This window comes from Sphaerisporangium flaviroseum (genome assembly GCF_039537005.1).
GTDB lineage: Bacteria > Actinomycetota > Actinomycetes > Streptosporangiales > Streptosporangiaceae > Sphaerisporangium > Sphaerisporangium flaviroseum.
Window position 1 is genome coordinate 188213 of the sequence record NZ_BAAAZR010000052.1, and the last position, 21411, is coordinate 209623.

Sequence of the window (21411 nt, forward strand, 5' to 3'; positions counted from 1 at the left end):
GGCAGGGGAAGGCCTACACGGCCTACGTGGCCGGTTCCGCCGGAATCGTCACTTGCGCAGCAGGGTCAGGGCCCTGGCCAGAACGGGGTCGCGCCCGGCGGCGGCGTCCTTGGGGGTCAGCGGCACGTAGAGGTCGGGTGCCACGCCGACTCGGTCGATCACCTCGCGGTCAGGGGCCAGGTGGTGCCGCGACGGGAACGCCAGGACGGTGTTGTTGCTGAGGACGTACGGCCGTGCCGGACCGGAGACGACACCCGCGGTCCGCGTTCCGACCAGCCGTCCGACACCAAGGTCCTTGACGGCGGAGCTGAAGTGCTCGCACGCCGAGGCACAACCGCGGTCGGTGAGCACCACCAGCGGCAGGTTGAGCAGCGCGACGCTGTCATCGGTCCGCATGGTCTCGCACGTGCCGTCCACGGTGCACTGGTACGCGGTGACCTTGCCGTGGGCGAACCCGCCCAGCAGCCGGTTCACCTCCTCGGGACCGCCGCCGCCGTTGCCGCGCAGGTCGAGCACGACGCCGGTGAGCGTCTGGCCGGTGCCCAGCCGGGAGATCGCCCGGAAAACCCTCTCCGCGGCGTCGGACGCGAAGCCGCTCAGCCGTACATAGGCGATGCTCTCCCGCAGCAGCCTGGATGACACCGCTTCCATGGTTGCTGGATCAGGCTGGTACAGGCCGGGCTTCAGCGTCACGGTCCAGCGGCGGCCGGTGTCCTGCCGCAGCAGTTCGAGCCGGACCGGACCGGCTTCCGGATATCGCGGGTAGAGCGCGGTGACAGCGGCCGGGGTGACCTGTCCGTTGCTGAAGGGCGCCGATCCGTTGATCGATTCGACGATGTCGCCGGGGCGCAGCCCGGCGGCCTTGGCCGGTCCGCCCAGGACGGTGACCACGAACAGCGGTGGCAGGGCGGTCCCGGGGTTGTCGGTCACCTGGGGACCCACGTTGGCCTTGAGACCCAGGCCGTACTGGTCACCGTCGTAGGAGTCGGGTGGCCGCTGAGCGCCGTACATCCAGCGAGCGTGGTTGTCGCCCAGGCCGGCCACGATGCCCTTCAGGGTGACGGCGGCCAGCTTCTCTTCGAGGTCGTCGGGTAACCGATCGGTGTTGCGCCGGTAGACCGCCTCGAACGCGGCCCAATCGGCTTTCCGGTCACCGGTCAACGCCGGCATGGTCGCCTCGGCCAGGTCGCGCCCGCTGCGGTTGAGCTCTTGCGTGAAGGCGACGAAACCCGCGCTCAGCAGCGAGCGGGCGTCCAGCGTGGCCCCGCTGTAGTAGTCGGCGAGGATACAGAGGTAGGCCTGCTCGATGACGTCGATCGTGGTGGGCGTCTCCGGCCGGCGATCGGCGCCCCCCTGAGGCTGCGGGCATGCGGACGGTCCGGCGAGGGCCGACTTGCCGGATTGGCTGCGCGGCGGCGTCTGTCCCGTGCAACCGACCGCCAGGAAGAGGACGAGCCCGGCCGTCACGGTCTTGAGGGTCATGACAGGCGCCTTCGGATCCACCAGAAGCAGAACCCAGAAACACCGAGGGTGAGGAGGGCGTAGATCCCGGTCTCGATCCACTGGAAGGGCCAGAAACGGTCGAAGGGCTGGTAGGTCGCCTGTTGCCGGTAGCCCAGCCGGTTGATCTCGGCGATGCACCCGTCCACGGGCCCTCCCGACTGCGCTGCCTGTGCCTGCGCTCCCGGTGAGCAGGGTCCTGAGGTCACCGACACCGGAACGACGGCGCCGAGGGCGTCGGCGTCGGTCGGGCGTCCGGACGGATCGAGGAGGTGGCTGGACAGGACCCAGGCGCCCGCGTGGCCGGGTATCGCCGACTCCAGGAGCATTCTCGGAGATCCGTTGCGAGGCAACATCAACGAATCCACGTTCGCAGGGCCGACCTCGAAGGTCGAGACGACCGGAGGGAGCAGGTGGGGCCGGACCGTCAGCGGCATGGCGATCTGAACCGCGGCGAAGAGGGCCAGGGTGACGGCCATGGCGGGCAGGGTACGGCGGACGAGCATCCCCACGGTCACACCGAGGACGAAGGCGAAGGCCGCGTACCCCATGGGGGCGACACCTCGCGCGCCGAACACCAGGGGATCCATCAGCGCGAAGCCCGGGGCGGCGGACCTGTCCAGGGGCCCGGACCACCACGTCACCGCGAGGCTGCACAGGCAGGCGGCGGCCATGGCGGCCAGGCCGATGAGCGCGAGTTTGACGGCCAGCCAGCGAGTGCGGGTGATGCTCTGGTTCCACACCAGCAGGTGAGTGCCGGCCTCCAGCTCACGGGTGATCAGCGGCGCCCCCCAGAAGAGACCGACCAGGCCCGGCAGCACCAGCACGATGACGGTGACGATCAGGAAGGGGGCCTCGTAGTCGTCGAAGAACCGGTCGAAGAAGCGCGTGCAGTCACCGCTCTGGGTGCAGGCGGCGATCCCGGTGGAATAGTCGGAGGCCAGCTCAGGGCCGGTCAGCACCAGGGCGGCGGCGAGCACGAGGAGCACTGCGGACATCGTCGCGGCCGCGCCGCGGAACTGGCGCCAGGTCAGCCAGATCATCGCTGCACCTCCAGGGCCGCCGGCCGAGTGGCGGCGGGCTTCTCCATGTAGGCGAGGACGAGGTCTTCCATGCTGAGCCGGCTGACCGTCCAGGCGGGATCGTGGATCGGGGAGTCGGTGCGGACGACGATGGTGCTCTGCCGGTCGGTGTGGCGCTCGGAGACGACATGCTGGTCGCCGGGCAGGCGATCAGGGTCGCGGCGCGGTCCGGTGAGCCGGTGATGGGTGGCCAGGAGCTTGTCGACCTCGCCGGACACCTGCACGCGCGAGTCGACTAGCACGATCAGGTAGTCGCACGTCCGTTCCAGGTCGGCGACCACGTGCGAGGAGAGCACCACGCTGAACTCGTGCTCGGCGACGGCCTCCATGAGGCCCTGCATGAACTCGCGGCGGGCCAGCGGGTCGAGCGAGGCGACCGGCTCGTCCAGGATCAGCAGCTCGGGCCGCTTGGCCAGGCCCAGGGTCAGGGCGAGCTGGGCACGCTGCCCGCCCGACAGCTTTCCCGCCCGGTGCGCGGGATCGAGGCCGAGCTCTTCGATGCGTTCCCGTGCGAGCGCGGCGTCCCAGCCGGGGTTGAGCCCGGCTCCCAGCCGCAGATGGTCGGCGACGCTCAGCCCCGCGTAGACGGGGGTGTCCTGGGCGACGAACCCGACCTTGGCCAGCTGCGCCGGGCCACCAGCGGGATGGCCGCCGAGCACGGTGATGCTGCCCGACGTCGGCGCCAGCTGGCCACCGGCCATCTTCAGCAGCGTGGTCTTGCCCGCCCCGTTGGGGCCTACCATCCCGACGACGTGCCCGGAGGGGATGTCGATGGTGCAGTCTCTCAGCGCCCATCGCTTGCCGTACTTCTTGCCTAATCCTCGGGCCTGCATGACAGCGGTCATGAGAGCTCCTTGGGAGCTCTGACGACCAGGGTGCGGTGCTCGCTGATGCCCTCGCTTCGCTCGGTCACGCTATGTCCTCCTGGGCGGCGGTCCGAAAGGTGGAGATGAACAGGGCCTCGATGCTTTCGTCGTCGAGACCGGCCATGCGGGCCTTGGCCAGCCAGCGCCGCAGCTCCTGACGCAGCGGGCCGTGCGCGGCCAGCGAGGCGTCGGTCAGCGTCTTGGTCACGAACGTCCCGACCCCTGGCCGGGCGGCCGCAAGGCCCTCGTGCTCGAGTTCCCGGTAGGCCTTGAGCACCGTGTTGGGGTTGATCGCCAGCCGCGCCACCACCTCCTTGACGGTCGGAAGCCGGTCTCCTTCGCGCAGCAGGCCCAGCCGCAGCGCCTGCCGCACCTGCTGGACCAGCTGCAGGTAGGGCGAGACACCGGACCGGACGTCCAGATGAAACTCGATCACCGTTCCTCCATTTATCTACTCTCCTAAGACTATAGGTCTCTAGGCGTAGAAATGGCGTAAATCTCCCGGCACGCCTCCGTCCGCTCGCCACAGCGCTGCGCCCGCACCGGACGCCGGCGGGGAACCCAGGAGAGCAAGACCTCAAGAGATAGGTAGAGGGGTACTCATGTGGGCTCCGCTCGTCTCGCGCAGTGTGGCTGGACCGCCTGCTTCGGCCTCGCGGCGGTCACCAACGAGAGGAACCCAGATGCCCGAGATCCCGAACTTCCCGCACGATCTCCTTGACCTGCACCACGCATGGCACCAGCCGAGCGCGCATCCCGGCGTACCGACACGGGTGAACCCGGCGGGCACCCCCGGCGCGGGACTGGAGTTCCTGGTCTTCCACCGGGACTACATAGCGCGGTTCCACGCCTGGTACGACCGCCAGCCCTTCGCCGACCAGGCGGCCGTCAAGCCCTGGCCGGAGGTCCCGGCGGAGATGAGGCGTCCGGACCTGGGCTGGAATGCCTGGGCGGCCGACGTCGAGCGCATCATCGGCGACCCGTCGTCGTTCGCCTCGGCCGACCAGCTCGGAACCTTCATCGAGGAGGGCGTGCACAACAACTTCCTGCACAGCGCGGCGGCGACCGTCTTCAACGAGCCGGTGCTCGGCACCTTCCACTCGCCGCAGATCACGCAGTTCTACCAGTTGCACGGGCTGGTCCAGAAGTGGTGGGAGGACTGGGAGGCGCGCCGGTTCGTCTGGCTGCACGGCGTCCCGGGCGCGGTCAGCGACGTTCCGGTGGCGACAGGAACCAGCCCCACCAGCTGGTACACCACTCCCGAGAACGTCCAGCACCTGGGTTACGTGGGCACCGACCAAAGAATCCACGAACTGTTCTACTTCATCGGCGGCGACGGCCAATGGCACCACGGCGTCCCCGGCATGGTCAGCGACGTACCGGTGGCGACAGGAACCAGCCCCACCAGCTGGTACACCACTCCCGAGAACGTCCAGCACCTGGGTTACGTGGGCACCGACCAAAGAGTCCACGAGCTGTTCTACTTCATCGGCGGCGACGGCCAATGGCACCACGGCGTCCCCGGCATGGTCAGCGACGTTCCGGTGGCGACAGGAACCAGCCCCACCAGCTGGTACACCACTCCCGAGAACGTCCAGCACCTGGGTTACGTGGGCACCGACCAAAGAATCCACGAACTGTTCTTCTTCATCGGCGGCGACGGCCAATGGCACCACGGCGTCCCCGGCGCGGTCAGCGACGTACCCGTGGCACCCGGCACCAGCCCCACCAGCTGGTACACCACCCCCGAGAACGTCCAACACATCGCCTACGTCGGCACCGACCAAAGAATCCACGAACTGTTCTACTTCATCGGCGGCGACGGCCAATGGCACCACGGCGTCCCCGGCGCGGTCAGCGACGTACCCGTGGCACCCGGCACCAGCCCCACCAGCTGGTACACCACCCCCGAAAACGTCCAACACATCGCCTACGTCGGCACCGACCAGAAAATCCACGAACTGTTCTACTTCATCGGCGGCGACGGCCAATGGCACCACGGCGTCCCCGGCGCGGTCAGCGACGTACCGGTGGCGACAGGAACCAGCCCCACCAGCTGGTACACCACCCCGGAGAACGTCCAGCACCTGGGTTATGTGGGCACCGACCAGAAGGTGCATGAGCTGTTCTTCTTCATCGGCGGCGACGGCCGATGGCTGCACGGCGTCCCCGGCGCGGTCAGCGGTGTTCCGGTGGCGACAGGCACCAGCCCCACGAGCTGGTACACCACCCCGGAGAACGTCCAGCACCTGGGTTACGTGGGCACCGACCGGAAGATCCATGAATTGTTCTTCTTCATCCGGTAGCGCCGGCGGGCCACGGCGGGGCGATAAATCAGTTGTGCCGCCGTGGCCCGGCCTCGTACCGTCTTCTCATGCGCACTTTTCCTTACTGACGGCGCCGATCGGTCACGCCGATCGATCCGCTGGCACTCGGCTTTCTGGTCCCCGTCCATTCAGACGCGGCAGCTGAGGCTCCGACCGGCATGAACATCCCTGCCGCGTCGCCATCTGTAAGGAGACTTCATATGCGTGCTCGTTCCGGCGACAAGAAAAGCGGCAAGGCCGCCAAGACCAAGACATCGCTTCCGCAGCCGGGTGTGACCCTGCCGGGCTTCCCGCAGCCGGTACTACGGCCGGGCGTCATCCAGGGCTCTTCGCAGCCCGAGCGGCACCTGCCTCCGGCGCCGCGCCGGATCCCGGTGCCGCCGGCGCCCGTACGGCGAGTGACGCCGCCTCGGCGCCAGCCGAAGGGTCGCTGACCGGCTCACCGGGGATCTCCCCAGGCGCGTTCGCCGGGGAGGTCCAAACGGAACGGCGGTGCCCCGCCCTTACTTCCCGGGGCGGGACACCGCCGTTCCTCTTATCCAGGTCCTGGTCAGAGCCTTTCGATGATGGTGACGTTGGCCTGGCCGCCGCCCTCGCACATGGTCTGCAGGCCATACCGGCCGCCAGTGCGCTCCAACTCGTGGAGCAGCTTGGTCATGAGGATGGCGCCCGTGCCGCCGAGCGGGTGGCCGAGCGCGATGGCCCCGCCGTTCGGGTTGGTCCTCTCCGGGTCGGCGCCGATCTCCTTGAGCCAGGCCAGCGGGACCGGTGCGAACGCCTCGTTGATCTCGATCGCGTCGATCTGGTCGATCGACAGGCCCGCCCGCTCCAGCGCCTTGCGCGTGGCGGGGATCGGCGCGGTGAGCATGTAGATCGGGTCGTCGCCGGTGAGCGCGAGCGTGACGATCCGCGCCCGCGGGGTCAGCCCGTGGTCTCGCACGGCCTGCTCGGACGCGATCAGCACCGCACCCGAACCGTCGGAGATCTGCGAGGACGTGGCGGCGGTGATCTGGCCGCCGTCGCGCAGCGTCTTGAGCTGGGCCATCTTCTCCAGCGTGCTGTCCGGCCGCGGGCCCTCGTCGTCCTCGACACCGTTGATCGGGGCGATCTGGTCCTTGAAGTAGCCGTTGGCGATGGCCTTGGCGGCCCGCTGGTGGCTCTCGTACGCGAACCGCTCCAGCTCGTCGCGCTTGAGGCCCCACTTCTCGCACATCAGCTCCGCGCCGCGGAACTGCGAGATCTCCTGCTTGCCGTACCGTTCGACCCACTTCTCACCGAACGGGAAGGGCATGCCCTTCTCCAGCGCGGCGGTGATGCTCGACCCCATCGGGACCATGCTCATCGACTCGACGCCGGCCGCGACCACGAGATCCTGCGTGCCGGACATGACGCCCTGGGCCGCGAAGTGGATCGACTGCTGGGAGGAGCCGCACTGCCGGTCGATCGTGACACCGGCGACGGTCTCCGGAAGACCCGCGGACAGCCACGCGTTGCGCGCGATGTCCATGCTCTGCGGGCCGAACTGCATGACGCAGCCCATGATGACGTCGTCGACGGCCGAGGCGTCCACGCCCGTACGGTCGACCAGCGCCCTGAGGGTGTGCGCGGCCAGGTCAGTGGGATGAACGGTTGACAGGCCGCCCTTTTTCTTGCCGACCGGGGTACGGACCGCCCCGACGATGTACGCCTCTGCCACAGTGCCTCCTGGGTTCCGTCCCATGAAACCGAGCAATGTTCGGTCTATACGAGGTTACAACAGAATAATCCTCCGCGGACGAGGGTCGCCGTCCGTGAAGGGACACCCCGGAGGCGGCCCTCGACGGGAGGCGGACTCGTGAGCCCTTCACGCTCGCCAGGGTGCCCCTTGGATGGCTCACGTGGCGGATCCGACGCCCGACTGCCGACGACAGTCCGCACCTATCCAGATATACCCGTTTATACTCGCCAGTGCCAGCCTGATGGCATTTAATAAGAATTGTCGGGATCGGTGGAGTGCGATCAGTTATTTGTGATCAATTCCAGTGATTTGGCCGGTGATCAATCGGTATGATCCCAACGGGTTCACGGCACTCCGTGCCTGGCCTGACACCTGTGATCGCCGGTCGGGGCCCGAGCTCGCTCATTGGCGAACATGCGCCGATACGATTGCGAGAGCGCCTCACGTTTACCGGCATCATCATCTCCTTTTCTTGCCCCAACGCCGAGAGGTCTGTCATGCGTTTACCCAGTGCCGCCCGTTCCGCCGCCTTGTCCGTCGCGGCGTCCGTTCTGATCCTCGGCGTCTCCGCCTGTGGCGGCGACGCGATGGGCGAGGCCGACAAGGCGGCGCTGATCAGCAAGGTGAAGGCCGACCCCGAGTTCAAGGACCTGCCCGAGGCCTTCCTGAACTGCATGGCCGACGTGGTGGTGAAGTACGGCGAAAAGAGCAACCTGCAGTCTTACCTCGACGGCAAGATCAAGCTGGACGCCATTCAGGGCGTGCAGCCGTCCGATAAGGAAGCGGACGCCGCGGCCAAGAAGTGCGCTGAATCGATTAAATAACCCAGGTATCGCCATAGGCCGGTTCGCGACGGGTGCGGCATTCCTCTTCCGTGTCGCACCCCCGAACTCGATTGTCACGCCATGCGATGACCGGCATGGAGATGAGCGCTCTCTCCGCCGAAGGCGACCGGCATCGGCAGGAACGGTGTCTCCGCGGAAGACGACCGGTATCAAGATGAACGCTTTACCGCGAAGGCGATCGGCACGCCGATGCCTTCCCACGGTCAGCGTCTGGAGGAGCCCTTCCTCGTGCTCGTCATTCTCGCGTAGACGATGACGTTGTCCACGTAGTGGCCTGTCGCGCGGTTGTAGGTGCCGCCGCAGGTGATCAGGCGCAACTCGGCCGCGTCGGCGTTGCCGTAGACCCGGTTGGTGGGGAACGTCTGCTTGGCGGCCTGCTCGACGCCGCCGACGGTGAAGATCGCGACGGTCCCGTCCATCCGGGTGACCTCGATCGTGTCGCCGAACCGCAACTCGTGGAGCCTGCTGAACACGGCGCTGCGCGTGGTCGTGTCCTTGTGGCCGAGCATCACGGCCGGACCGGCCTGGCCGGCGGTCGGGCCGAACTGGTACCAGCCGACGAGGTTGGGGTTGTTGATCGGCGGTGTCTCGATCTCACCCTTCTTATCGGTGCCTACCGGTTTGATCGGCGCGTTGATGCCGAGCTTCTTGACGATGAGGCGCTTGGGGGTGGACGGCTGCAGTGGCGGCGCCGGAGGAAGCGTCGGCACGGGGGCCGGCGCGGTCGGATCCGCCTGTGTCAGAGGCTGTCCTGGTCCGCCGGGGCCGACCGAGGGCGCGAGCGGCTGCACCTGGAGCTTGAGCGGCTGGCGGGCCTCGGACAGCCCGTACTGCTCGGGGGCGCCTGCCATGAACAGCAGCCCGACGACCACCGTGACGACGCCGGCGACGGCGGCGAGGATCAGCACGGCGCGCATCATCTGCCCGCGGTGGACCTCGGGCTCCGGCTCCTGCCACTGGCCACCGGGGTATCCGGGGTGCTGGTAGTACACCTGCGGCATGTACGCCTGGTTGTGCACAGGTTGTGGATATCCCGCGTTGGGATCGTCCGAGTACGGATATTCGGGCGGCATCGTCACCCCGAGCCCCCGATCAGCCCCGGTTCGGGCGTCGGCGGCGCATCATGAGCCCGCCCACTCCGGCCCCGAGCACCAGCACCGACCCGACCAGCACGAACGTCCGCCCATCAGGCCCCGCGTCCCCGCCACCACCGGTGGCCGCGCCTCCACCAGGCTTCCTGGTGACCTGCTGGGAGGACCTGGGGGTCACGGTCTCGTAGACGGTCTGGGTGGGCTTGGGGGTTCTGGAGGTCCTGGTGTTCGACGGCGACGGCGAGGAGGACGTGGTGTTCGTATTCGTGGGACTACCAGAGGCAGCCCCGGTCTTAACGATGAGAGTCAGTCTCGCAGGCGTGGTGGAAGTGCCCGTTGTGGGAACTGTGCACGTGTACAAGGTGCTCAGGTTGGGAGCTGCGCCAGCGGCTGAGGTCGGCCCGATCTTCACGTAGATCGTCTTGGCCTCAATACCCACCGTGCCACTAGCGGTGGGCGTCACCGTCACTACCCCACCCGCAGCCGGGAGCGAGATCGTAGCGCTCGGCGTCAAAGACGCCGTCAACGACGCGGAGGCAGTCGCTGTCGGCGTGGCGGAAGCTATTGGAGTACCCGAAACGGGCGCGACAACAAGCTCACCTTCCACCCAGACGTAATCCGTGACCGCTACACCGGGTTGCGGCGCGGTCAAAACGGAGCCGGCCACTTGGGAGACCTTCACCGTGACCGTTACCGGCTGGCTGGGAGATGGAGTCGCTGTTGAGGCGGCCATATCAACCGATACGGCGTAAGGGCCTCCACCACCCGCAGTAGCGGTGCAGTTATAACTCACCGGCTGTGCTGCGCTGGCCGCTAGCTGCGGGATACCGACCAGGAGGGCCCCAGCACTTAAGGTTCCAGCTACCGCAGCCTTGGTGGCGACACGACGTCGTGCTTGCGACTTCAGCACGTATCTCTCCATTTCAGCGGCGCTGACCGGTTTGCCAGGCGTACCAGGATTGCAGTCTGTGGTCACAGTTCAGTAGAGATCCTACGGAGGCTTCATCCCACCTCGCTGTGATTTGACGGGGCCCATGGCACCTCTCGGCCATGACCGCAGGTCAACGCCGTACAGACTGGTTAACTTTCATTTGTCAGAACCCTCCGTCGTAGCCGATCCAATCACTCTGAGTACACAACGATGTGGCAGGTGTGACTGAAGGCGACCAGCGAGGCGCTGATCAAGCCATAATCGTTCCGTAAGACTCTCGGCCCGAAATTCGGTCAGCATCATCTTCAACCCCTCCAACACCCGTTAGGGACAAGATGATGCGAAGACGAAGTGTCGTGCTGTTACCTGCAACCCTCAGCCTCCTGCTCACCGCGCTGGTCGGCTCGCCACTCGCAGCCGAGGCGGAGACACGTTCGGCGGCCACCACCTACACCTACGTCAACCTCGGCTGGCTCGGCGTACCGGCCGGAGGGCCGATCAGTGAGGCCTGGGACGTCAACGCGAGCAGGCAGGTGGTCGGCAACTCCTCCAACGACCAGAATCCCGCCGCCCATGCCTTCCTCTGGGAGAACGGACGACTGACGGCGCTGGAGGCGATCTACTCGACCGGCGAGAACAACGCGACCGCCATCAACGATCTGGGGCACATCGCCGGGTACACCCACGTCAGCTTTTACGAACCTCCGCACGCCTTCCTCCGCCGTGACGGCAGGACGACCGACCTGGGCACCGGGTGGGGCAGCGGTAGCGGCAGCGCGGCCTATGACGTCAACAGCAACGGCGTCGTGGTCGGGACACGTTTCCGGTCCCAGGGCAGCCCCGTGCGTGCCGTCATGTGGAAGAAGGGCAAACTCCGTGACCTCGGGACACTTGGCGGCAGCAGCGACCAGAAGTGGAGCACCGAGGCCGAGGCCAACGCCATCAACGACAAGGGTCAGGTCGTGGGCACGGCCCTGCCGAGCACCGGTAACCCGCTTCACGGGTTCATCTGGCAGGACGGCCGCATGACCGATCTGGGCTCGCTGGGCGGTGGCACGGAGGCCACCGTGGCACAGGACATCAACGAGAGGACCCAGATCACCGGCTGGTCCCAGAACGCCGCCGGACAGACCAATGCTTTCGTCTGGGAAGCCGGCGCGATGCGTGATCTAGGAACCCTTCCCGGAGGCACGGGAAGCTTCGGCTACGGCATCAACGAGTCGGGGCAGGTGGTGGGAAGGTCACGCACCAGCGATAGCTACTACGGCGCGCATGCCTTCCTGTGGAAGAACGGCGAGATGGTCGACCTGAACACCGTCGTCACGAACCTTCCGCCGGACGTGTCGCTCGAACTGGCCAATGCGATCAACGATGACGGCGTCATCGTCGGCCAGACCTGTTACTACTGCGACCCAGGCAAGACCGCTGACCCGCACGCCTACATGCTGATTCCCAACTCCTGAGAGCGCGACGACACCGAGTTCACCCTCAGCCCCTCCGCCTGCGCCTGCGGGATCACGGCAGGCGGAGGACCGGCACCGACGGCCTGACCATGAAGCGGCGAACGTGGGACTTTTAGCACAGTCGGCAAGCATGGGCCCCGACTCACCCCCCCACCCCGCGTCCCACCGCACACGGCGCCGGATTCACCGCACCACACCCCGCCGAATCGGCGCCGACACCAACCAACCCGGGGCGCAGCAGGGCCAGACTCCCCCGCCAACCAGGGGAGGCACTGCGCCCAGCCGTGGAGACAACCAGATCTACAGCCCGCCGACCAGCAAATCCCATGACCCACCGACCAGACAACTTCATGACCCACCGGCGAACGTGGGACTTTTAGCACAGTCGGCAAGCATGGGCCCCGACTCACCCGCCCACCCCGCGTCCCCACCGCACACGGCGCCGGATTCACCGCACCACACCCCGCCGAATCGGCGCCGACACCAACCAACCCGGGGCGCAGCAGGGCCAGACTCCCCCGCCAACCAGGGGAGGCACTGCGCCCAGCCGTGGAGACAACCAGATCTACGGCCCGCCGACCGGCAACTTCCATGACCCGCCGACCAGCCAATTTCATGCGACGACGGTCATATCCGAACGCCGGGACGGCAGGACGGAGTACGGGCGAAGTTGGCGCCCCGTACGGCGGCGGCCCCTATGCGTCGGCTCAGGTGCGATCGAACTCGCTGGCCTTGACGCCCTGGAGGAAGGCATCCCACTCGGCGGGCGTGAAGAACAGCTTGGGGCCGTCAGGATCCTTCGAGTCACGCACAGCGATCAGCTCGGCGTGCTCGGCCTTGTGGCCGGGTGCATCGCTGACACCCGTGAGCTCCGCCACCTCAACGCAGTTTCCACCGTTGCTTCCCGTGAAGCTGGACTTCTGCCAGGTAGCGCTACTCAGGTCCATCGTTCCTCTGCCGTTCTCTTGATGAGGTCTATCGACATACGCAGTGGCAACGCCTCAATGCGGATGGCCTCGAATTTTGCTACGGCTGCCGTGACATCATCCTGGTCGGTGGTGACCAAGCCACGCACTGCGGTGTCCAAATACGCTACCTCGCTTCCCCCTTCGAGCGTAGCGATTATGAATCCCGCCTCAAGACCGACGCGTATGCCACCGAGCGGTACCACCTGGACGCTGATGCGTGGCGTGATGATCGAGGCAAGGTATTCGAGCTGCTCACGCATGAGCATGGGAGTTCCGATCAACCGGTGCAACACAGCCTCATCGACCACGCAGCGAAGCAAGGGTGCGGGAGGGTCCATGCGACGGAAGATTTCCTGACGAGCAATACGGGCCTGCACGGCGGCCTCATCTCCGTACAGCACTTCAGAGGCGTATTCAGGAGTCTGTAACAGACCGGGGATCAAGATCGGTTCGTAGGCACGGAGCGTCGTCGCGACCTGTTCTTTGTCGCGCCATCTCCCGAACCACGACGGGATGACCTGTCCACGTCTCCAGTCGAGTAGCCGGTACAAGGCGCCGCCCGTACTCAGGGTGGTGTCACATGCCTGGGCGAACTCGGGGCTCGCCGGTAGCTGGCCCGTCTCGATGCCGCTGATCAGCGACTCGCTGAAATGGATCTTCTGAGCCATCTGGGCCTGCGTGAGGCCCGCGACCTGCCGGTAGTGACGGAGCTCCCTGCCCCAGATGGCCTGGGGTGTGTACTTGTCCACCAAAGTGCCCCAATCGCCGAGGTTCAATGGACCGAGCCTGCTGTTCAAAGCTGCTTATTAGTAACCGTTCGCCTACCGACAGTAGCCCCATCTCGACACCCTTGGCATGCGAATTCCGCAGCGAGGAGAAGATCGTGGCCGAGGCTATGGGTACTCAGATGACGTCACCCGATTACCACTATGGGATGGGCGAACGCGTCGTCCTCCTGGGACAGAAGTGGATACCGCGCGACGAGAAATGCATCTCGTCCGCTCGCCGCTTCGTACGGGACATCGCCCTCGACTGGTACACGACGGAAGAGGTGCCGGATATCGCGGAACTGCTCGCGTCCGAGATCGTCACGAACGCGCTCGTACACGGGGCCGTGGACTTCCCGACCCCAAGCACCCTTCGGATAGCGGTCGGCCGCGACGGTCCGGTGATGACGGTGGACGTGTACGACTCCTGCATAACCGTCCCGGAACTGAGAAGGGCCGACTCCCTGGAGACCTCCGGCAGGGGCCTCGCCATTGTCGAGACCCTTTCCCTGAAATGGGGCTGGAACCTGCACCGCCACGGCAAGTCGGTATGGTTCCAACTCGCCGCCTGGCCTTGAAGACATCCTGTGCTCGCGTCGAGCGAGTGGCGTGTTCGGCCCGAACAGACCTCGGCCCGCACCAGGCATGCCCCTACTGCGGGATGTCGAGGATCGCGGCGGCCACCGTGTCGACGTACCAGCGCTCGAAACGCTCGGAAGACCAGCCGCGCCGGCGGACGAGCCAGTCGTAGTTGCTCACATCCATGGCGAGCCAGAGGACGTCGGCGGCGCTGTCGACATCATGGTCAGGACGCAGGCGACCGGTCGCGGCCAGCTCGGCGGCGAACATGGCCATGCCGTGCCGGCGCTCGTCGGCGTTCTTGCGCCAGATCGCGGCCGCGTCCGGATCGGCGGTCGCCGCCCCGGCCAGCGCGATCATCACATCGGCCTGGCGGGCATGGGTCTCGCTGAGGTGCCGGGCGTAGCGGGCCAGCTTGCTCCGGGGGTCGGCGATCGCGCGGATCTCGGCGACAAAGGCTCTTTCAGGGAGCGTCACCGGATCGTCGTCACCGGCGATGGTGACGTCGACGAGCTGGGACAGCAGTTGGCGCTTGCTTCCGAACGCGGCGTACACGGTCTGGACCGCGACTCCGGCCTCGGCCGCGACGGCGGTCAGCGGTGTGGCCGCGTAACCCCGATCGACGAAGAGCCTGGAGGCGGCGTCGAGGATCGCTCTGCGGGTCAGACGGGCCTGCTCCTGCCGCCTTGCCGAGTCGTACGGCCTCTTGACAACCACATTCGAAGTGTAGTGCTCTATTGGATAGAGGTTTGCTACATCGAAAGTAAAGGTGGCGGCGATGCCGTTCGGAGTGCTGCAGGAGATGCCGGGTGTCAGCGAGAAGGAGTATCGGCAGGTGGAGAGGCATCTGGGTCCCGATCGGCCGCCCGGCCTGCTCGCCCACGTCGCCGGTCCGACCGATGAAGGATGGCGGATCATCAACGTCTGGGAGAGCGAGGAGGCGTTCCGCCGGTTCCAGTCGGAGCGCCTCATCCGGGCGGCCGGCCTCGCCGCCCAGGACGATGGTTTCGATCCCACCAAGGCCGCCACGTTCCGCTCGATGACCGTCGACGGCACCGAGATGCCGTTCTGATGCCGGATATCGCCACCCTGCGGGAGCGTAACGCCACATTCTGGGCGCAGGCTGCCCCCGGCTGGATCCGCCACGCCGACCTCCAGGACGACGCCGGCCGACCACTGGGCGCCGCGGCGATGGAATGGCTACGTCCACGTCAAGGAGAACGAATCCTCGACATCGGCTGCGGCTGCGGCGGCACCACGGCCGACCTGGCGGCGGCGGTCAGACCGGAAACCGCGGACGCATCGGCTGAGCCGGTCGAACCGGCAGCCACGATGAGTCCGGCGGTGGCGGTGCAACCGGCAGCCACGGTGAGATCGGCGGTGGCGGTGCAACCGGCAGCCACGGTAGAACCGGTAACGGCAGCCGAACCGGCGGCCACGGTGGGACTGGATGGTCAGGCGTACGGCGTGGATCTGGCCGAGTCGATGGTGCTCGCGGCACGTGAGAGGTTCCCGGCCGAGCGGCATCCCGGCCTCCGGTTCATCGCCGCCGACATCGAGACGATCGGTGTCGTGCCCGGGGCGCCTTTCGACGCGGTCTTCTCCCGGATGACGTTGATGTTGCTGGCGGACCCGGTGGCCGGGTGCACTACGATCCGGCGGTCGTTACGTCCCGGTGGCCGCCTCGCCGCGACCGTCTTCCGGGACGGCGGGGTCAATCCGTGGCTGCCCGCGGCCATGCTCGGCGCCGCGCCGCACGTGGGAGCGGTCGCGCCGCTCCCGCTCGGTGATGAGCCGGGGCCGTTCGCCTTCGCCGACCCGGAACGGGTGAAGCGCATCCTGACCGCCGCCGGCTTCGACGCCATCACGATCCAGGCCCACGACGTCATCCTGCGCGCTCCCGACAGCCCCGACGCCGTGGCCGAATGGCTGATCGAACTGGGCCCGGCCGGCGCGGCGTATCGAACGGCTTCCCCGCCGCAACAGGCCAACGCCCGATCAGGTGCGGTACGCCTCCTCAGTCGGTTCCACACCCCAGGCACCGGCTACCACCTTCCCGCGGGCCACTGGCTGATCACCGCCACGACCACCTAACCCGGGCGTCCTCTCTGCGGCGTACCCCACCCCGCCCCTTCCCCGGTAGCCGACGCAGGTGGAACATCTCCCCCCGGCCAGCCGCTCCGCACCGTTCCCCACCTCCGCCCCTACCCCGGTAGCCCATGCCGGGTGGGAATCAACCGGGTTCCCCAAACAAACGGGTACCGGGAGGGACTTCACTGATCGACCACAACCCAGTGAACATCTTCCCCAGCCCAGCCCAGCCGCTCCGTACCGTTCCCCACCCCCACCCCTTCCCGGTAACCCACGCCGGGTGGGAATCAACCGGGTTCGCCAAACAAACGGGCGCCGGGAGGGACTTCACTGATCGACCACTACTCAGTGGAACGTCGGAGATACGCGCTAGCTGTCTCGCCTGCGGACCTGGAGGATCAGGCGCGGACGGAGGCGGTGAGGGTTGCGTAGACGATGATGTTGTCGGTGTAGCTGTGCGCTACGGGGTTGAACACGCCGCCGCAGGTGATCAAGCGTAGGCTCGGGCGGTCCACGTGTCCGTACACCCGCTTCGTCGGGAAGCGGTTCTTGCTCGCCTGCTCGGCGCCGTCGACCGTGAACTCCGCCGTGGAGCCGTCCGCCCGTACCACCGTGATCTTGTCTCCGCGTCCGAGCTCGCGTAACCGGCTGAACACGGCCGGGCCACCACGGGTGTTCACGTGGCCGAGGATCACCGCCGGGCCCATCTCGCCCGGAGCGGGACCGAGCCGGTACCAACCCGCCACCTTAGGCCGACTGAGCGGAGGCACCTCGATCTCACCGTTCTTCTCCACCCCCATGGACAGCAGCGGCGCGTCCACACCGATGCTCGGAACCCGGACCCGGGTGGGGGCGGACTTGCGGAGCGGGGTCACCGGCACGGCCGCCGGAGAGGGCGGCGACGCGGTGGGGACGGCTTCCACCAGGGGTACGCCCACTCCCCCGGGACCCACGGTCGCCGTTTCCTGCCCTGCCGGAACGGCCACGGGATCCGCGGCCTGGTCGGTGGCGGGTGAGTCACCCGGTGACGCGTTGGTGGTGGCCTCCACGGGGGAAAGCCGGGCGATCATCGGGGTCGGCTCGGGTACGGCCGTCGATGCGCTGCCCTGCTCGGGCGAGAGGTACATCAACAGACCGGCCATCACGACCCCGATCCCGGCGAGGCAGCCCACCGCCAGGAGGGCGGGCAGCAGCGCTTTCGGCCAGCGGGCAGCGGAGGGCTTGTCACCCGAGTTCGTGTGGTCGGGTGGTGGCGCCGCGCTCAACCGAGCCTTCCCCGGCCGGCGGTTCCGTGCAGGGCGCGGCGGCGTCTCAGCACGAACGCGCCTGCGAACCCGCCCAGGGTCAACGCGGTGCCGTACCCGATCAGCAGCGGCGCGGTCGTGTCGGCTTCGGCAGCCTCACCTGTGTGCGCGCCGCCCTTCGGGGTCACGCGTACCTGGGGGGTCGAACTGGCCTTGGAGGTCTTCTTCGGCTTGGGCGTGGCAGTGGCCGTAGGAGCCCCATGCCCCTGCCCCCCACCCGAAAGCACGATCACCCCCCGAGCCGAGTCATCCCCATCAGTGATCTGCCCGTTGCCGTTGTTGTCGTTTTCGTCATTGTCGTCATCGTCCGAGCCACCTCCATTGCCGGAGGCCGCGACGACATCCACGGTGGCCGTGGTCGGGTTCCCGGTGTAGACGCACGTAGTTCTGAAGTACCTAGGAGGAAGTGAAATCGGATCGGTGACCACATTGAAAGCATCTACGAGCATGTATTTACCGCTCGGAGCAAGGTTGGTGAGCTTCAACGTGTGATCAGGGCGGTAGTCCAAGTTGTGGAATGACCACAGCGTCTGCTGAGCCTTGCGCGTCGTCACCTTGGTCTCCCCATCGGCCTCCAGCGACGCATCTGGTTTCTCCGAGCGTACATATCCGTCGAGTTCGACCTTCACCGCACCCATCTCGGGATGCCGCTCAGTGATGTACTCAATGCCGGTCCCCGCGAACGTCACTGTCACGCTGTGGTTCTGCACAACCGTCTCATGCACGTCATCTTGATAGTCGCCGAACCCAGCACGCGGGACCTTGCCCGAGTAGGACCAACTGCCTTCGTATCGGATGGGACCGTGCTGATGAGGGATTGGGGCTACCTGCTCGTTGGGATCGTCGGTGTCGTTGATCGTGGTCTTGGTGGCAGGCGGAATGAAGTCGAGGAGCAGAGTTCTAGGAGTTATGAGCAGTTTGCCCTCTTTGGTGGTAGCGACGGAGCCTGAGATCGCCGTCGGCAACTCCAGCGGGCCATCGACTCTGAGTTCGCCCTGCTCCTTGCTACCTATGGAGTCGAGCATCCCCTGCCAAAGGCCGGCTACCTCAACGGAGCCTGTGACGGAGAGCTGACCACCTGCTTTGAACTTCGCGGATGAGGCCAAGGGCGACGCGGTCAGCGTCCACTCCAGCGGAATACGTTCGCCGACACGAACGCTCTTGGGGATCGCTACCCGAGCCTCGATCTTGGAACCTGGAGTCTTAAGAAGAGCTCCATCATGGCAGGTGTATTGATAGTGGTAGTACGCCGTCTCAGCTGCACTTGGGGGAATGGGTAGCACGGCTACGCTCGCGCAGGCTCCCAGTAGCCCCGCCGCCAGTGATGTCCGGATCTTGGATCCCCACCCGTTCAAGACCGCCTCCGATCACCCCGCGGTCCACCATGACCGGAGATGATCGTACGACTCGAACCACTTATGCGGACCTGACGGATATATCAGTTACACGGAACGTAGCTGATTTGTTACGTATACCCGTCTCGCTCCATGACCGGCCCGCGACGTCTCCCTGACGACCAGAACCGTAATCTGTTGGACGAGCCCCCAAGGAGGAACCAATGCAGCGAGACCTCTTCGAGGAGGAGCACCTGCTCTTCCGTGAGACCGTGCGCGAGTTCATAGCCCGCGAGGTCCTACCCCACCACGATCAGTGGGAGAAGGACGGGATCGTCCCCCGAGAGGTGTGGAAGAAGGCCGGCGAGCTCGGCATGTTCGGCTTCACGGTGCCCGAGGAGTACGGCGGCGCCGGGATCACCGACTTCCGCTACAACACGGTGATCGTTGAAGAGATCATGGGCAAGGGCGCGACCGGGCTCGGATTCAGCCTGCACAACGACATCATGGCTCCGTACCTGGTGGATCTCACCAACGACGAGCAGAAGCAGCGCTGGCTGCCCGGCTTCGCCTCGGGCGAGCTGATCACCGCCATCGGGATGACCGAGCCCGGCGCCGGCAGCGACCTGCAGGGCATCCGGACGACGGCCGTACGCGAGGGCGACCACTACATCGTCAACGGCCAGAAGACGTTCATCACCAACGGCATCAACTCCGACCTGGTGGTCGTCGTCACCAAGACCGACCCGTCCGCGGGAGCGCGTGGCACCACGCTTCTCGTCGTCGAGCGGGGCATGGACGGCTTCACCCGGGGGCGCAACCTGGAGAAGATCGGCATGCACGCCCAGGACACCGCCGAGCTGTTCTTCGAGAACGTGCGCGTCCCGGTGGCCAACCGGCTCGGCGACGAGGAGGGTCAGGGCTTCTTCCAGCTCATGAACAACCTCCCGCAGGAGCGTATGTCGATCGCCGTGGCGGCCGTGGCGGCGGCCGAGGCGGTGCTGGAGACGACGATCGAATACTGCAAGACCCGCAAGGCCTTCGGCCGGAACATCGGCGCCTTCCAGAACACCCGCTTCGTCCTGGCCGAGCTGGCGACCGAGCTGGAGATCGCCCGCCACTACGTGGACAAGTGCATCCGGGCGCTCAACGCCAAGGAACTGACGCCCGTGGACGCCGCCAAGGCCAAGTGGTGGACCACCGAGCTCCAGCACAAGGTGATCGACCGCTGTCTCCAGCTCCACGGCGGCTACGGCTACATGACGGAGTACCCGGTGGCCAAGGCCTGGATGGACAGCCGCGTGCAGAGCATCTACGGCGGCACCACCGAGATCATGAAGGAGATCATCGGTCGCTCGTTCGGCTTCTGATCCCCTTCACACGGCCGGCGCGCCCCCAACGCCATCGAACCTGACCAACCGGGCGCGCGAGCCGTACCGCCTCCGAGAGGCTCCGAGAAAACGCGGCGCGCGGGCCGTACGGTCCCGCGCGCGGCGGGGATCCGCCGCATACTGGTCAGCGGAGGCTCCCGAACGCGGGTCCCGAGACGGGCCGGCGAGAGCGGGGTCCACAGAGCGGGCTCCCGGAGGCGATGGCGATGGACAACGGCGGACTGATCCTGCTGATCTTCCTGGCGTTCCTGTTCGCGTGGGGGCTGAACCGCGTCCGCAGGATGCTGAAGTTCGGCCCGGTGGCCTACGCCGGGGTGATGATCACCTTTGTCATCCTCATGCTCGCCCTCTACACCCAGACCCAGCACTGACCCGCCTCAGTGTGAGCTGCCTTCCAGCAGGACCTGGCTGACCAGCTCGGGGTCGTCGCTCATGGGCACGTGACCGCACCCCCGCAGCAGCTTCACCCGCTGCTCCGACCACTTCGCCGCCCGTACGGCCTGACGCCGGAGCAGCAGGCGATCGTGCTCCCCCCAGGCGATGGTGATCGGTACCTTCGGCCGCCCCGGAGGCACCACCGAGTGGAACGACCGCAGCGTCTCGTCGAAGCCCACCGCCCCGCGAAGGGCGACGCCACCCGCGATCACCGCTTCGGGGGTCATGCGCGACGGGCGGGCCACGATGACCCCGACCGACATCGCGCGACCCACCGGCGACCTGGCCAGCGCGTCCATGCGCCCCGGAGGCAACGACCGCGCGAGCCCGCGCAGGCCGCGCAGCAGGACGTGCGCCAGGAGCGGCTCGGCCCCGAGCCAGAACCCGGCCGGTGACAGGGCGGTGGCGGTGCGGACGACGCCCCGGGCGGCCAGCGTCAGCGCCACGTACCCGCCGAGCGAGTTGCCCGCCACGTGCGGCTCGCGCACCCCGATGTGGGCGCAGAAGGACTCGATCGCGTTCGCGAGGGTCTCCGGGGTGTACGGCGTGCCGGCCGGCAGCGGAGGGGACACACCGAACCCGGGGAAGTCCACGGCGATCACGTCGCGGGATCGGGCGAGCAGGTCGATGACCGGCTCCCAGGCCTGCCAGTGATGACCTATGCCGTGCAGCAACACCAGGGGCGGGCCGGCGCCGCGCCGTTCGTAGGCCAGTTCCATG

The 21411-nt window shown here is 66.9% G+C and carries 23 protein-coding genes; 10 read left to right on the plus strand and 13 right to left on the minus strand.

Annotation, left to right across the window (positions count from 1 at the left end; all coding sequences use genetic code 11):
• Positions 1–48: 48 nt before the first annotated feature.
• The 4 genes from ABD810_RS37450 to ABD810_RS37465 all read right to left on the minus strand — a co-directional run bounded on the left by ABD810_RS37450 (position 49) and on the right by ABD810_RS37465 (position 3884).
• On the minus strand, positions 49–1482 hold the full coding sequence (locus tag ABD810_RS37450; protein WP_344952341.1) for a S41 family peptidase: 1434 nt from the start codon (positions 1480–1482) through the stop codon (positions 49–51).
• Positions 1479–2543, minus strand: a complete 1065-nt coding sequence (locus ABD810_RS37455) for an ABC transporter permease (protein WP_344952343.1) — start codon at positions 2541–2543, stop codon at positions 1479–1481. The genes ABD810_RS37450 and ABD810_RS37455 overlap by 4 nt, the downstream gene beginning before the upstream one ends.
• A complete protein-coding gene (locus ABD810_RS37460) occupies positions 2540–3427 on the minus strand; it encodes an ABC transporter ATP-binding protein (RefSeq protein ID WP_344952345.1) in 888 nt (295 codons plus the stop codon). Before ABD810_RS37460 ends, ABD810_RS37455 begins: the two co-directional genes overlap by 4 nt.
• Positions 3428–3491: 64 nt before the next feature.
• A complete protein-coding gene (locus ABD810_RS37465) occupies positions 3492–3884 on the minus strand; it encodes a GntR family transcriptional regulator (RefSeq protein ID WP_344952347.1) in 393 nt (130 codons plus the stop codon).
• A gap of 247 nt (positions 3885–4131) precedes the next feature.
• On the opposite strand from ABD810_RS37465, the gene ABD810_RS37470 reads away from it, so the two are divergent.
• Complete coding sequence (locus tag ABD810_RS37470) at positions 4132–5754, plus strand: hypothetical protein (protein ID WP_344952351.1); 1623 nt, start codon at positions 4132–4134, stop codon at positions 5752–5754.
• 221 nt (positions 5755–5975) lie between these two features.
• Positions 5976–6209, plus strand: a complete 234-nt coding sequence (locus ABD810_RS37475; RefSeq protein WP_344952353.1) for a hypothetical protein — start codon at positions 5976–5978, stop codon at positions 6207–6209.
• A 116-nt stretch (positions 6210–6325) separates the two neighbouring features.
• Here ABD810_RS37475 and ABD810_RS37480 read toward each other — a convergent pair whose 3' ends face one another.
• Positions 6326–7471: an acetyl-CoA C-acetyltransferase gene (locus ABD810_RS37480; protein WP_344952355.1), complete on the minus strand. Its 1146-nt coding sequence runs from the start codon at positions 7469–7471 to the stop codon at positions 6326–6328.
• A 518-nt stretch (positions 7472–7989) separates the two neighbouring features.
• Between ABD810_RS37480 and ABD810_RS37485 the strand changes: the two genes are divergently transcribed.
• Positions 7990–8316: a hypothetical protein gene (locus tag ABD810_RS37485; protein ID WP_344952357.1), complete on the plus strand. Its 327-nt coding sequence runs from the start codon at positions 7990–7992 to the stop codon at positions 8314–8316.
• A gap of 224 nt (positions 8317–8540) precedes the next feature.
• On the opposite strand, the gene ABD810_RS37490 is transcribed toward ABD810_RS37485, so the two are convergent.
• Positions 8541–9410 (minus strand): class F sortase, encoded by an 870-nt coding sequence (locus ABD810_RS37490; RefSeq protein WP_344952359.1) that lies wholly within the window; start codon positions 9408–9410, stop codon positions 8541–8543.
• Positions 9411–9429: 19 nt separating this feature from the next.
• The gene (locus ABD810_RS37495; protein WP_344952361.1) at positions 9430–9606 is read right to left on the minus strand and encodes a hypothetical protein; all 177 of its coding nucleotides are present in this window, start codon (positions 9604–9606) and stop codon (positions 9430–9432) included.
• A gap of 46 nt (positions 9607–9652) precedes the next feature.
• On the opposite strand from ABD810_RS37495, the gene ABD810_RS37500 reads away from it, so the two are divergent.
• Together ABD810_RS37500 and ABD810_RS37505 are read left to right on the plus strand one after the other, a co-directional pair.
• Positions 9653–9844, plus strand: coding sequence for a hypothetical protein (locus ABD810_RS37500; RefSeq protein WP_344952363.1), 192 nt, complete (start codon positions 9653–9655; stop codon positions 9842–9844).
• A gap of 871 nt (positions 9845–10715) precedes the next feature.
• Complete coding sequence (locus tag ABD810_RS37505; RefSeq protein WP_344952365.1) at positions 10716–11822, plus strand: DUF3466 family protein; 1107 nt, start codon at positions 10716–10718, stop codon at positions 11820–11822.
• Positions 11823–12529: 707 nt separating this feature from the next.
• Here ABD810_RS37505 and ABD810_RS37510 read toward each other — a convergent pair.
• Both ABD810_RS37510 and ABD810_RS37515 read right to left on the minus strand, forming a co-directional pair.
• Positions 12530–12769 (minus strand): DUF397 domain-containing protein, encoded by a 240-nt coding sequence (locus ABD810_RS37510; RefSeq protein WP_344952367.1) that lies wholly within the window; start codon positions 12767–12769, stop codon positions 12530–12532.
• A complete protein-coding gene (locus ABD810_RS37515; protein ID WP_344952369.1) occupies positions 12760–13587 on the minus strand; it encodes a helix-turn-helix domain-containing protein in 828 nt (275 codons plus the stop codon). The genes ABD810_RS37510 and ABD810_RS37515 overlap by 10 nt, the downstream gene beginning before the upstream one ends.
• An 86-nt stretch (positions 13588–13673) precedes the next feature.
• Between ABD810_RS37515 and ABD810_RS37520 the strand changes: the two genes are divergently transcribed.
• Positions 13674–14135: an ATP-binding protein gene (locus ABD810_RS37520; protein WP_344952371.1), complete on the plus strand. Its 462-nt coding sequence runs from the start codon at positions 13674–13676 to the stop codon at positions 14133–14135.
• A 73-nt stretch (positions 14136–14208) separates the two neighbouring features.
• On the opposite strand, the gene ABD810_RS37525 is transcribed toward ABD810_RS37520, so the two are convergent.
• A complete protein-coding gene (locus tag ABD810_RS37525; protein ID WP_344952373.1) occupies positions 14209–14853 on the minus strand; it encodes a TetR/AcrR family transcriptional regulator in 645 nt (214 codons plus the stop codon).
• Between the two features lie 61 nt (positions 14854–14914).
• Here ABD810_RS37525 and ABD810_RS37530 point away from each other — a divergent pair, with 61 nt between their 5' ends.
• Together ABD810_RS37530 and ABD810_RS37535 are read left to right on the plus strand one after the other, a co-directional pair.
• On the plus strand, positions 14915–15208 hold the full coding sequence (locus ABD810_RS37530; protein ID WP_344952375.1) for a hypothetical protein: 294 nt from the start codon (positions 14915–14917) through the stop codon (positions 15206–15208).
• Complete coding sequence (locus ABD810_RS37535) at positions 15208–16230, plus strand: class I SAM-dependent methyltransferase (RefSeq protein ID WP_344952377.1); 1023 nt, start codon at positions 15208–15210, stop codon at positions 16228–16230. The genes ABD810_RS37530 and ABD810_RS37535 overlap by 1 nt, the downstream gene beginning before the upstream one ends.
• Positions 16231–16625: 395 nt before the next feature.
• Here ABD810_RS37535 and ABD810_RS37540 read toward each other — a convergent pair whose 3' ends face one another.
• Both ABD810_RS37540 and ABD810_RS37545 read right to left on the minus strand, forming a co-directional pair.
• Entirely contained in the window at positions 16626–17492 is an 867-nt protein-coding gene (locus ABD810_RS37540) for a class F sortase (RefSeq protein WP_344952379.1), read from the minus strand.
• Positions 17489–18814 carry a hypothetical protein gene (locus ABD810_RS37545; protein WP_344952381.1) on the minus strand — a complete coding sequence of 442 codons (1326 nt, stop codon included), beginning with the start codon at positions 18812–18814 and terminating at the stop codon, positions 17489–17491. The genes ABD810_RS37540 and ABD810_RS37545 overlap by 4 nt, the downstream gene beginning before the upstream one ends.
• A gap of 275 nt (positions 18815–19089) precedes the next feature.
• On the opposite strand from ABD810_RS37545, the gene ABD810_RS37550 reads away from it, so the two are divergent.
• Both ABD810_RS37550 and ABD810_RS37555 read left to right on the plus strand, forming a co-directional pair.
• Positions 19090–20235 carry an acyl-CoA dehydrogenase family protein gene (locus ABD810_RS37550; RefSeq protein WP_344952383.1) on the plus strand — a complete coding sequence of 382 codons (1146 nt, stop codon included), beginning with the start codon at positions 19090–19092 and terminating at the stop codon, positions 20233–20235.
• Positions 20236–20462: 227 nt separating this feature from the next.
• On the plus strand, positions 20463–20627 hold the full coding sequence (locus tag ABD810_RS37555) for a hypothetical protein (protein WP_344952385.1): 165 nt from the start codon (positions 20463–20465) through the stop codon (positions 20625–20627).
• A 6-nt stretch (positions 20628–20633) separates the two neighbouring features.
• Here ABD810_RS37555 and ABD810_RS37560 read toward each other — a convergent pair whose 3' ends face one another.
• Positions 20634–21410 (minus strand): alpha/beta fold hydrolase, encoded by a 777-nt coding sequence (locus ABD810_RS37560; RefSeq protein ID WP_344952387.1) that lies wholly within the window; start codon positions 21408–21410, stop codon positions 20634–20636.
• Between the last annotated feature and the right edge of the window lies 1 nt (position 21411).

Bases quoted from the DNA above. Each gene is read 5' to 3' on its own strand.
- ABD810_RS37450 (WP_344952341.1), bottom strand. From the start codon at position 1,482: ATGACCCTCAAGACCGTGACGGCCGGGCTCGTCCTCTTCCTGGCGGTC.
- ABD810_RS37455 (WP_344952343.1), bottom strand. From the start codon at position 2,543: ATGATCTGGCTGACCTGGCGCCAGTTCCGCGGCGCGGCCGCGACGATG.
- ABD810_RS37460 (WP_344952345.1), bottom strand. From the start codon at position 3,427: ATGACCGCTGTCATGCAGGCCCGAGGATTAGGCAAGAAGTACGGCAAG.
- ABD810_RS37470 (WP_344952351.1), top strand. From the start codon at position 4,132: ATGCCCGAGATCCCGAACTTCCCGCACGATCTCCTTGACCTGCACCAC.
- ABD810_RS37475 (WP_344952353.1), top strand. From the start codon at position 5,976: ATGCGTGCTCGTTCCGGCGACAAGAAAAGCGGCAAGGCCGCCAAGACC.
- ABD810_RS37485 (WP_344952357.1), top strand. From the start codon at position 7,990: ATGCGTTTACCCAGTGCCGCCCGTTCCGCCGCCTTGTCCGTCGCGGCG.
- ABD810_RS37490 (WP_344952359.1), bottom strand. From the start codon at position 9,410: ATGCCGCCCGAATATCCGTACTCGGACGATCCCAACGCGGGATATCCA.
- ABD810_RS37510 (WP_344952367.1), bottom strand. From the start codon at position 12,769: ATGGACCTGAGTAGCGCTACCTGGCAGAAGTCCAGCTTCACGGGAAGC.
- ABD810_RS37530 (WP_344952375.1), top strand. From the start codon at position 14,915: ATGCCGTTCGGAGTGCTGCAGGAGATGCCGGGTGTCAGCGAGAAGGAG.
- ABD810_RS37535 (WP_344952377.1), top strand. From the start codon at position 15,208: ATGCCGGATATCGCCACCCTGCGGGAGCGTAACGCCACATTCTGGGCG.
- ABD810_RS37550 (WP_344952383.1), top strand. From the start codon at position 19,090: ATGCAGCGAGACCTCTTCGAGGAGGAGCACCTGCTCTTCCGTGAGACC.
- ABD810_RS37555 (WP_344952385.1), top strand. From the start codon at position 20,463: ATGGACAACGGCGGACTGATCCTGCTGATCTTCCTGGCGTTCCTGTTC.
- ABD810_RS37560 (WP_344952387.1), bottom strand. From the start codon at position 21,410: ATGGAACTGGCCTACGAACGGCGCGGCGCCGGCCCGCCCCTGGTGTTG.